This is a genomic window from Kribbia dieselivorans NBRC 106261, from assembly GCF_001552435.1.
Classification (GTDB): Bacteria; Actinomycetota; Actinomycetes; order Actinomycetales; family Dermatophilaceae; genus Kribbia; species Kribbia dieselivorans.
The window spans coordinates 1-10,709 of the sequence record NZ_BCRE01000049.1; the positions used below are offsets into that span (position 1 = coordinate 1).

The 10,709-nt window shown below is 69.6% G+C and carries 10 protein-coding genes and 1 pseudogene; 8 read left to right on the plus strand and 3 right to left on the minus strand.

Annotated elements, in window-relative coordinates:
• The 8 genes from KD1_RS04810 to KD1_RS17620 all read left to right on the plus strand — a co-directional run.
• A partial coding sequence (locus KD1_RS04810) for a hypothetical protein (protein WP_217995799.1) occupies positions 1-778 on the plus strand: 778 nt, incomplete at its 5' end.
• Between the two features lies 1 nt (position 779).
• Positions 780-1,406 carry a Pvc16 family protein gene (locus tag KD1_RS04815; protein WP_083542097.1) on the plus strand — a complete coding sequence of 209 codons (627 nt, stop codon included), beginning with the start codon at positions 780-782 and terminating at the stop codon, positions 1,404-1,406.
• On the plus strand, positions 1,403-3,427 hold the full coding sequence (locus KD1_RS04820) for an ATP-binding protein (protein WP_245627281.1): 2,025 nt from the start codon (positions 1,403-1,405) through the stop codon (positions 3,425-3,427). Before KD1_RS04815 ends, KD1_RS04820 begins: the two co-directional genes overlap by 4 nt.
• Positions 3,428-3,447: 20 nt before the next feature.
• Positions 3,448-4,047 (plus strand): eCIS core domain-containing protein, encoded by a 600-nt coding sequence (locus KD1_RS04825; RefSeq protein ID WP_068398324.1) that lies wholly within the window; start codon positions 3,448-3,450, stop codon positions 4,045-4,047.
• A 117-nt stretch (positions 4,048-4,164) separates the two neighbouring features.
• Positions 4,165-5,742 carry a phage tail sheath family protein gene (locus KD1_RS04830; protein ID WP_068398327.1) on the plus strand — a complete coding sequence of 526 codons (1,578 nt, stop codon included), beginning with the start codon at positions 4,165-4,167 and terminating at the stop codon, positions 5,740-5,742.
• 44 nt (positions 5,743-5,786) lie between these two features.
• Entirely contained in the window at positions 5,787-6,236 is a 450-nt protein-coding gene (locus KD1_RS04835) for a phage tail protein (RefSeq protein WP_068398330.1), read from the plus strand.
• A complete protein-coding gene (locus KD1_RS04840) occupies positions 6,236-6,697 on the plus strand; it encodes a hypothetical protein (RefSeq protein ID WP_083542099.1) in 462 nt (153 codons plus the stop codon). Before KD1_RS04835 ends, KD1_RS04840 begins: the two co-directional genes overlap by 1 nt.
• A complete protein-coding gene (locus tag KD1_RS17620) occupies positions 6,694-6,852 on the plus strand; it encodes a DUF6760 family protein (RefSeq protein WP_370670747.1) in 159 nt (52 codons plus the stop codon). The genes KD1_RS04840 and KD1_RS17620 overlap by 4 nt, the downstream gene beginning before the upstream one ends.
• Before the next feature lie 376 nt (positions 6,853-7,228).
• On the opposite strand, the gene KD1_RS17495 is transcribed toward KD1_RS17620, so the two are convergent.
• The 3 genes and pseudogenes from KD1_RS17495 to KD1_RS04850 all read right to left on the minus strand — a co-directional run.
• Positions 7,229-7,351, minus strand: a complete 123-nt coding sequence (locus tag KD1_RS17495; protein ID WP_281177585.1) for a hypothetical protein — start codon at positions 7,349-7,351, stop codon at positions 7,229-7,231.
• A 126-nt stretch (positions 7,352-7,477) separates the two neighbouring features.
• Positions 7,478-9,349 carry a hypothetical protein gene (locus tag KD1_RS16505; RefSeq protein ID WP_157073177.1) on the minus strand — a complete coding sequence of 624 codons (1,872 nt, stop codon included), beginning with the start codon at positions 9,347-9,349 and terminating at the stop codon, positions 7,478-7,480.
• A 774-nt stretch (positions 9,350-10,123) separates the two neighbouring features.
• Positions 10,124-10,709, minus strand: a pseudogene (locus tag KD1_RS04850) (hypothetical protein); the annotation flags it as partial.

A 10,709-nucleotide genomic window follows, 5' to 3' on the forward strand; every position in this document is an offset into this window, starting at 1 on the left:
GACGACGAGTGAGCCGCCGACCACCTCGACTCCGCCCACAACGGCCCCGCCCACCACGTCCACGTCCACCCCACCAACGACGACCCCGCCCACCACGTCCACGTCCACGCCACCGGCGCCGCTCGTCACGGCCCTGTCGATCAGCGTGCGCACCGAGACGCCCGGCTACGTCGGCGGACGCGGCACGACGATCGTGACCGTGCGCAACTCCGGCACCCAAACCGCTGTGACCGGTGAGGTGCAGGTTTCGCACCCACGCCGGATCGTCACCGTGCGAAGCGGCCCCGCCTGTTTCACCAGCGGTGCCCCCTGCACCGTCGGCCCGCTCGACCCCGGTGAGAGCGTCGAACTGCGCGCCACCGTGCGCTACCGCGCCGACGGCTTCGGTGACGTGTACGCCGCGGTGACCGCACGGAACTCCACCATGCCGCCGGCGGCCAGCAGCGCGCCCCTGGTCGTACGCCGGCCCGAGGTTCGACTGTCCCCGAACGTCGTCGTGCCCGGCGGTGTCACCGTCGTCAGCGGATCGGATTTTCCGCCGGGGGCCATGGTCGATCTCGGCTTCGACACCGGCATCATGGCGCCGATCCCGACGCTGCGCGTCAACGATGACGGCACGCTACCGGCCACCCAGGTGCTCGTGCTGCGTCGCGACCGACTCGGCCCACGCAAGGTCGAGGCGGTTGCCACCCGACGCGGACTCTTCAGCACGGTGACGGCAGATATGCTCGTGGCTCCGCGTAGCGTGGCGCCGCCCGGCTTCATCGAGAGGAACTGACATGATTCCGCAGGTCGATGAGGCGCTGCGCTCCCTGATCCGGTCGCAGGTCGCGGTCGGCTCGGACATCGAGGTGGTGTTCGACGCGCCCACGACGGATTGGGCCGCCCGCCGCAGCGTGCCCACCATCAACGTCTACCTCTACGACATCCGCGAGGACATGCGTCGACGTGAGGGCGGCTTGCTGGACGTGCGCGACGAGACCGGCCGCGTCGTCGCCCGTCGACCCGCCCCGCGGCACTTCCGACTCTCCTACCTCGTCACGGCCTGGACCCAGCGGCCGGAGGACGAGCACCTGCTGCTGGCCTCGGTGTTGGCCTGCCTGATCCAGTACGAGGCCATGCCGCCGGACCTGCTCGGCGGGCCGTTGGCCGCAGCGGGGGATCTGGTCCGCATCACCGTGGGCGTGCCTCCGTCGGAGGACCGCAACTTCGCCGATGTGTGGTCCGCGCTGGGCGGTGAGCTCAAGCCCTCACTGGACGTGGTCATCACCGCGCCGTTCGATGCCGGGGCGGTGCTGGCGGCCGGCCCGCCGGTGCTCGAGGGGCTCATTCTCGGGGCCGCGAACACCGTCAACGGCGGTCGCGACGATGACCGTCAGCAACGATCCTCCGTGGGTGCGCCGTGAACGAGGCCACCGACTTCGGCGACCTGCTCGCCCACATCGGCCGACTGGAACGGCGGATTCGCACGGTCGTCGCCGCCCGCCGCGGCATGGACCAGAACCCGGACGACCCGTACCGGGGCCTGTATCTCAGCGATGAGCAGGTCGATCAGATCCTTGACTCCGAGGCCGATGCGCTGTTGCGCATCGTCGACGCGCTCCCGCCAGAGGAGCCGGAGGAGTGCACGGGCCGGTTGGCCGAGTTGGCTCGCTCGTGCGAATTGTCGCCGCTGGACGTCGACCTCCTCCTCGTGGCGTTGGCGGCCGACCTCGACTCGCGCTTCTACCACCTCTTCGGCTACCTCAACGACGACGTCACGCGGCGCCGACCCACGGCCTCGGTGGCCCTGGCGATGTGTGGGGTGCCGCTGATCTCGGCCGCCGGTCGCGACCGCCTGACCAGCGGCCCGCTCGTGCGTACCGGCCTGATCGTCCTCGAGGACCCGGACCGACCGTTCCCGTGCCGCTCGTTGCGGGCCACCGACCGGGTCGTCAGCCATCTGCTCGGCATCGACACGCCCGACGCGGCCGTGGCTGCGGTCCTGCATCCGACTCCCGCGATCGCGTGGGGTGACGGGAGCGCCGTGGCCGATGCCATGTCGACCGGAATCACCTTGGCGTATCTGCGCGAGCCGCCGACGGGTTCGGGTCTGCTCCTGGGCGTCGACGTGTTGGCCAGGCTCGGCCTGGAGGCCCTGGTGGTCGACCTGGGCGCGCTGCAGCGGCAGCCGGACCCGGTGAGCGTGGCGCGGGCGGTGGCGCGCGAAGCTCGACTGACCGGCCGGGGCGTGGTACTCGGGCCGGTCACCGACGTGACGCTGACCGCCGATCTGCTGGAGGCGCTCGAGGCGCACCCGTTGCCGCTGATCGTCTACGGCAGCGGCTCGTGGGATCCGGCGTGGTCGGCCGATCCGCCGTTGCTCGTGTCCGTGCCCGGCAGTACGCCGGCGGAGCGCGGCGAGCTGTGGCGGTCGGCGCTCTCGGACGTCGACTTCGACCCCGGTTACGCCACTTCGCAGTTCCTGCTGCGACCGACGCAGGTGGCGCGGGCCGCCGAGGCGGCGCGTGCCCAGTCGCGGCTGTCCGGCGATGGCCGCGTCACCGTCGAGGCAGTGCGTGCCGGGGCGCGTGGCGAGAACGACGCCACGCTCCAACGTCTCGCGCGCCGGATCGAACCGGCCGTCGGATGGTCGGACCTGGCGCTGCCGATCCCGACGATGACGGCGCTGCAGGAGGTCGCGGCGCGCGCCCGGCATCGAGAGAAGGTGCTCGGTGAATGGGCCATGCGACCAGGCGGCGGTCGTGGGATCGGGGTGGCCGCACTGTTCTCCGGAGATTCGGGGACCGGAAAGACGATGTCGGCCGAGGTGATCGCCGGCGAGCTGGGTCTGGATCTGTACGTCGTAGATCTGGCCACGGTCATCGACAAGTACGTGGGGGAGACGGAGAAGAATCTCGACCAGATCTTCGAGGCGGCTTCCGGGGTCAACGGTGTGCTCCTCTTCGACGAGGCCGATGCGGTCTTCGGCAAGCGTAGTGAGGTCAAGGACGCTCACGACCGCTATGCGAATGTCGAAAGCGCCTTCCTGCTGCAGCGCATGGAGAGTTTCGACGGGTTGGCGATTCTGTCGACGAACCTGCGGGCCAACATCGATGAGGCGTTCACGCGACGGATCGACGTACTGGTCGACTTCCCGATGCCCGACGCCGCGCAGCGGTTGGCGCTGTGGCGGATGAGTCTGAAGACGCTGCCGCAATCCGAGACCCTCGATCTGGAGTTCTGCGCGAACGCCTTCGAACTCAGTGGTGGGGGGATTCGGTCGGCCGCGGTGACGGCGGCCTATCTGGCGGCCAACGCCGATTGCCCCGTGACGATGGCTCAGGTCGTCATGGCCGTGCAACGGGAATACCGCAAGCTCGGGCGACTGTGCGTCGAGAAGGAGTTCGGTCGCTACCACTCGCTGTTGAATCGATCCGCCGTGTGACCTGAGCTGGAGGAGACGAGATGCACGCCCATGAGGAGCAGCAGAAGCGATCAGCTGCGGCGCCGGTGAAGCGCGAGGGGCGCGATGAGGGAGCCGCTGCCCTTTCGGGCATTGCGTATCTGCAGCGTCTGGTCGGCAACCGGGCGGTGCAGCGGCTGATCGGGGAGAAGGAGGACCCGATCGGCGGCGTGCTCAACGGGGGTGGCGCGCCGATGGCCGCGGACGTGCGGGCCGACATGGAGCATCGCTTCGGGGAGGACTTCTCCCAGGTGCGGGTGCATACCGACTCGGCCGCGCACGCCTCCGCCCGGGCCGTTGGGGCAACGGCGTACACCTCGGGTACCAACGTGGTCTTCCAGCGCGGGATGTACGACCCGAGTTCGGCCGCCGGGCGCACGGTGCTGGCCCATGAGTTGACGCATGTCGTGCAGCAGCGCTCGGGCCCGGTCGACGGCACCGCGACGGCCGCGGGCTATCGCGTCAGCGACCCCTCGGATCGGTTCGAGCAGGCGGCGACGGCCAACGCGGCCCGTCTCGTCGACCTGGAGAACGACGCCAGCACCGTGGCCCCCCAACCGGTCCAGCGCGAGGCTTCCGACGAAGAGGAAATGCCTGCCTGACCGCATTGCCCCAACGGGCAGCGGGCCCTACCCGACAGGACGACCTGACGGACGTACCGGACACACTCGGGCAACGGAATTCTTGGAGGGAACGGGCCGAACTCCCAAGGAGGCGCAATGCCGAACTATCTGTCACCCGGTGTCTATGTCGAGGAGATCGAATCGGGCAGCCGGCCGATCGAGGGTGCCGGCACTGCGGTCGCCGCCTTCGTCGGCTTGGCCGAGAAGGGGCCGATGCACGAGCCGACCCTGATCTCGAACTGGACCCAGTTCACCGAGACCTTCGGCGACTTCCTGCCGGGCACCTACCTCGCCCACGCCGTCTACGGCTTCATGCAGAACGGCGGCAGCAACTGCTTCATCGTTCGGGTCGGTGGCGGGCTCAGCGCCAACGGGCAGAGCGCCAACGGGCAGAGCGTGGCCGGGAAGCCCGCGCCGCGCGCCGTGCCGGCCGGCCCACCCTCGGCGGTCCTCGGTGGCTTCACCGTCTCGGCGATCCACGCCTCCCGGGTCAAGCCGCTGTCGGTGCAGGTCTCCCCGGGCAAGGGCGAGAACCTGCCGGAGGACATGTTCACCCTAACCGTGATCAGCGACGGCAAGCCCGTCGAGACGTACGAGAACGTCAGCACCAAGGAGGGTGACAACTACCTGCTCACCCGCGTGGCCGGGTCGAAGCAGATCAAGATCGAGGCGACCGCCCCGAACGCCGCGCTGGTCAAGGTCGACCACGGGCAGACCGAGCTCACCGCTCCCGAACCGGAGCCGGTCGGCCCGGAGCCCACCGAGATGGGCGTGGACGACTACGTCGGCGATGTCGCGCAGCGCACCGGCTTCAGTGGTCTCGAGGCGATCGACGAGGTCACCATGGTGGCCGTGCCCGACCTCGTGGCGGCCCTGGAGCAGGGCGCGATCGACCTGGAGCAGTTCAAGGCGGTGCAGTTGGCCGTCATCGCCCACTGCGAGATGATGGGTGACCGCATGGCCATCCTCGACCCGCCCCCGGGTCTGAACCCGCAGAAGATCCTGGACTGGCGCGTCAACGGCGCCGGTTTCGACTCGAAGTACGCCACGCTCTACTGGCCGTACGTCAAGGTCATGGACCCCGCCACCGGCATGGCGCAGCACGTACCGCCGAGTGGCCACATGGCCGGTATCTGGGCTCGCAACGATGACACCCGTGGCGTGCACAAGGCGCCCGCCAACGAGGTCGTGCGCGGCGCGATCAGCCTGGAGACCCAGATCACCCGGGCCGAGCACGACCTGCTCAACCCCGTGGGCGTCAACTGCATCCGGGCCTTCCCGGGGCGCGGTGTGCGCGTGTGGGGTGCCCGCACCCTCTCCAGCGACCCGGCGTGGCGCTACATCAATGTGCGGCGACTGTTCAACTACCTGGAGGAGTCCATCCTCGACGGCACCCAATGGGTCGTCTTCGAGCCGAATGACCCGCAGCTGTGGGCGCGGATCCGGCGCACCATCAGCGCCTTCCTCGTCAACGAGTGGCGCAAGGGCGCCCTCTTCGGGGCCACGCCGGACGACGCGTACTTCGTCAAGTGTGACGAGGAGACCAACCCGGCCGAAGGCATCGACGCCGGCCAGGTCGTCTGCCAGATCGGTGTGGCGCCGGTCAAGCCCGCCGAGTTCGTCGTCTTCCAGCTGTCCCAGTTCTCGGGCGGCCTCAGCCTCGTCGCCGAGTAGTCGACGCCCCACCTCCACAGCCCTCCACGAAAGGACGATGAACCATGGCTCCGCTCGCTGATCCGCTTGACTCCGCCGCCGCCAACGGCTTCCGCTTCACCCTCGACGGGATCGAGGTCCCCAAGGTCATCGAGGTCACCGGCCTGACCCAAGAGGTCGAGAAGATCGAGATGAAGGAGCAGACCAAGGACGGCAAGTACATCACCCGCACGCTCATCGGCCGGCCCAAGGGCGGCGAGATCACCGTGACCCGCGGCCTGACCGACAGCAAGACGATCAGTGATTGGCTCAAGTCGGTCATGACCGGTGACGTGAAGACGTCCCGCAAGACCGCCGCGGTCGAGATCACGGACTACCAGGGCACCACGCTCAAGACCTACAACTTCGTGAACGTGTGGGTCTCGAAGGTCGAGATCAGCAACCTCAAGGCAGGCTCGACCGAGTCCGCCACCGAGAAGTTCACGATGAGCTTCGACGAGTCCACGGTGGCGTGATGGCTCGCTCGCGCATCAACGGCTCGTTGGCGGACCTCGGGGCCCCCACGGACCTCGACCGCCCGGCGCCGATGGTGCCCGAGCGCCCCGTTCTGCAGACGGAGTTCGCCTTCGAGCTGCCGCGCGGGTTCGTCGACGGTGAGGGCGTCGTGCACCGCAGTGGCACGATGCGGTTGGCCACGGCCCGGGACGAGTTGCTCCCGCTCTACGACGCCCGGGTCATGGAGAACGCCGCCTTCACGACGGTGATCCTCCTGGCCCGGGTGATCACCTCGCTCGGGACCGTTCCGTCGATCACCTCGAACGTCGTCGAGAACATGTTCGCCTCAGACGTTGCCTTCCTCCAGGATTTCTATCGACGGATCAACACCGAGGGGCATACCCGGGCGGCGGTTTCCTGCCCGTCCTGCTCCCACCGGTTTGCCGTCGACCTTTCCGGAGGGAGCCTGGGGGAATCCTGACGTACGCCGCTGACCAGATCTACGAGGAGGTGGCGTACGTGGCCTTTCATTTTCACTGGCGACTCGACGACATCCTCGATCTTGAGCACCCGCAGCGACGGCGGTATGTCACGGAGATCGCCCATCTCAATGAACGCATTTCGGAAGGGCGGTGAATATGCGCTGGCCGTGGAGCCGTGAGGGGTCGGGCCGGGCGGATGAGCCGGCCGTTCCGGCTGCGCCTCCCGCGCCCGGGGAGGCACCTGACGGGCAGGCGCCCGAGCGCCCCTCCGCCGCGTGGGCGTCGCTGCCGGCGATGCCGAGCACGTTGGCATCACCGGCGCTGACGACCCGTCCGATGGACTTCGCGTCGGGGTTGGCGGCCTGGCGCAGCACCGCGTTGACCAGCGGGATTCAGCGGCAGGTCGAGGCGGCCATGCCCCGAGTCGGGCCCGTGGTCGAGGGTGGGGCCGGCGCCGACGCGCCCGCGATGGGCGGATCGCCGTCGATGCCGGTGGCGAACAGACGCGGCCAGGACGCCGGTACGGCCGGTCACCGCCAGCGGTACTCGACCGACTTCGCCCCACGGACGACGGCCGCGTCGGCGGTGCCGAAGGCGGCGTCGGGTGCGCGACCGGCCATGACGTCGGCGACCTCCGCTGCGCTGCCGGTCATGCAGTTGACCGCCGAACCGCTGCCCTCGGAGTGGGGGGCGGAGCCGGAGGCCGAGCCTGAGCCCGAGATGGCTGCTGCCCCTGCGGTGGTCGTCGATGAGCCCGTGGCCGAGCCTGAACCAACCGTTCAGGCGGTGCCGCACGTGGTCGTCGATGAGTCGGTGGTCGAGCCTGAGACGCGCCTCGATTCCTCGTCGATCTCTCCGATGCCCCTGCCGGTCGTGCCTCCTCCAGCGAGTGCCCCGACGACCGACGCTGTTGCCCCGCTGACCACGGCCCCGGCGACTCCGGTGGCCCCGGCGACCCAGGTGGCCCCCGCGACCCCTGTGGCCCAGCCGACCACGGCGACCAGGACCCGTGGCCTGGGCGCGCCGATCTCGGCGGTGCCGGACACGGCGAGCAGCCTGCCGGTGGGTGCCCACCGACCTGCGCCGGCGATGCCGGTGCAACGGGCTGTGGCGCCCGCGTCTCCAAGCGAGCACGCCACTCCGGACCTCGACGCGCCCGCGGGCGTGGGTGATGGCGACACGGACGATGCGAACGCCACCACCGTTGACATCCCATGGATCGAGCCCGCCTCGACTCCCACAGTGACGCCCACAGTGGCTCCCGCTGCGCCTCCCGCAGCCCTCCCCCTCGCGGTTCGAGGTACAGGAGGGCCGAAAAGCGCCCTGTCGCACCTCGAACCAGGGGATTTGCCGAGCGCTCCGTCGTCGCTGCCGTCGCCGTCGCCTCTGCCGGTGCAGCGGGCCGTGGCGCCGCCGGTTGTCACGCCGGCGTCGAGCCCGTCTCCCGAACCGCGCTCTGCATCGGAAAGCGTGGCTGAGCCTTCCACGTCGGGTCGAGGTATGGGAGGGCCGAGTACCGCCTTGCCATACCTCGATTCAGGGGTGACGGGGACACGTGTGGAGTCGGCGAGAGCGGCTGGTGAAGAGGCGAACCCTTCGGGGTCACCCACGTCAACGTCGAGCGGCTCTGGGTCAAGGAGTGACGCGCCCGCTTCGGTGCCGGGGGAGTTGCCGAGCATCGCGCTTGCGCCGGCGCCGATACAGCGGGAGGTGTCGCTCCCGGTTGTTCCGCGGGCGTCGACGCCCGCCGCTACCACCGCCGGTGTCAATGCGGCGACCGGCACCTCGCCCTCGTCCGTGGCCACTGCACCGGTTGGGGAGACCGCCGCGACCGGTGCACCAGGGCCCGGGAGGACCGCTGCTTCTGAATCGTCGTCGTCATCGGGAAGCGAAGCGGTGCCCTCCGCGCCAAGGATTGTGGCATCACCCTCCCTGCCGGTTCGAGGTATTGAGGGTCCGAATAGCGCCGCGCCACACCTCGAATCGGGCGTGAGCATGATCGGGACGTCGACTCTCTCCCCGTCGTCGAACAGTTCTGTGTCGAGCAGCGATGTGTCGAGCGGTGACGTGTCGAGTTCGTTGGCTGAGGCGTTGCCAAGCGTTCCGCCTGAGCCGGTGCGGGCTCCGGTGCAGCGGGCGATGTCCTTGCCGGTGGTTTCGCCGTCGTCGAGTTCGTCCGCAACGTCGACCGCAGCTGGACTCGCGAGCACCCTTGGGGCGACCACCGCGTCGGGAGCACCGCGACACGTTGGGCCCGCGGAGGCAACATCATCGACCACCGGTGCGTCAGAACCCGCGCGGACGGCGCCCGTGGAGCCACGTTCCACGCCAAGGGGTGCGGGCGGCGCAGCGGTTCCGTCCCCGTCGGTTCGAGGTGATGAGGGCCCGAACCACGACCTGCCACACGTCGATTCGGGCGTGACGACAACCGGTTCGACGACGGCCTCCCCGACGTCGAACCGCTCCCTGTCGAGTGGTGGCGGGTCGATCAGTGACGTGTCGAACAGTGACGTGTCGAACAGTGACGTGTCGCGTTCGATGCCGATCGTGCCGCCGGCGCCCGTGCCTGCCTCGGTGCAGCGGGCGGTGGCCTTGCCGGTTGTCTCGCGTCCGTCGATTGCGTCGAGTCCGTCGGGAGCGGCTGCACCCACGATGACTGCTGTGGTGTCCTCCGCCTCGCCGCAATCAGTTGGGCCAACGGGGACGACGACGGCGGCGGCCGGTGCGTCAGGACGCGCACGGACGGCACCGTCGGAGTCGCGTTCCGGAGCGGCCAGTGCCGCTACTGCTTCGCCCCCCTCGAACCGCTCTGGTGTGAGCAATCACGCGTTGCCTTTGTCACTGCCTTCGTCATTGCCGAGCGTTCTACCTTCGGCCGCGCGAGTGCAGCGGGCGGTGGCGCTACCGGTCGCCTCGCCATCCAGCCAGCCAGGAACGGGAGCAACAGCTGGGGCGACCGCCAAGCCTGGAGCAACGGGAACGGTTGCTGCGACGGCGGTCACCGCTGCGTCGGTAACGGTAGGAATGACTGCGGCGACCGCTACCTCGGCGCCTGCGAGGCCGCGGACAGCCCCATCCGAACCGCGCTCCGCCTCGGGACTTTCGGCGACACCCTCCCCGCCCGTTCGAGGTATGGAGCGGTCGAATAGCGCCGCGCAATACCTCGAATCGAGGGAGGGGACCAGTGCGGTGCCCGGCGCGCTACCGAGCGTTTTGCCGATGTCTGCGTCGGTGCAGCGGCAGGTGGCCCTGCCGGTGGTCTCGCCGTCGCCGGGGGAGGCCGGAACAGCGTCCATCGATTCCTCAGCGGTCGAGTCCCCAACGGTTCGAGGTATAACCGGGCCGAATAGCGCCGCGCCATACCTCGAGTCGGGGGGGATTCGCGCTACGCCACGCAGCGTTTTGCCGGTGCCCGCGACCACGGTTCAACGTGTGGTGACCACGCCGACATCGTGGCGAGGTCCGGTGCGGCCGATCGCCGGACCAATGGTGGGTACCCCGGCGCCGAGCACGACCGCGACGCCGAGCACGACCGCGACGCCGAGCAGGATCACGACACCGTCCACAACGACGACTCCGGGAACTGCCGCAGCGGCCGCCCCCCGGTGGACTGCGCCCCGGCGTGCAATGGTCATCGGCGCGGCCAGGCGCGCAGTGCCGGGAACGCCCACAGTGCCGGGAATGTCCGCAACTCCGGCGACGTCCGCGCCGACCCCGCCGGTTCGAGGTATTGCGCGGCCGAATACCGACGAGCAATACCTCGAACCGGGGAAAGCGGGCCTCGAACCGGGGAGAGCGGGCCTGACCGTCCCCGCGAGCCCGGCCGCGGCAGCGCCGCCGAGCATCGCCATGCCCCTCGCCATCCCACCGGCCGGCACGGCGTCCTCGTCTCGCATCGCCGAGGCCCCCACCTCACCGGCGGCCCCGGCGCCATCGGCGACGTCTGCATCCGTGGCCGCGGGCACTCCTCCGTCAGTCTCGTCGCCCACGATCACCTCGGCGTCCAGGACC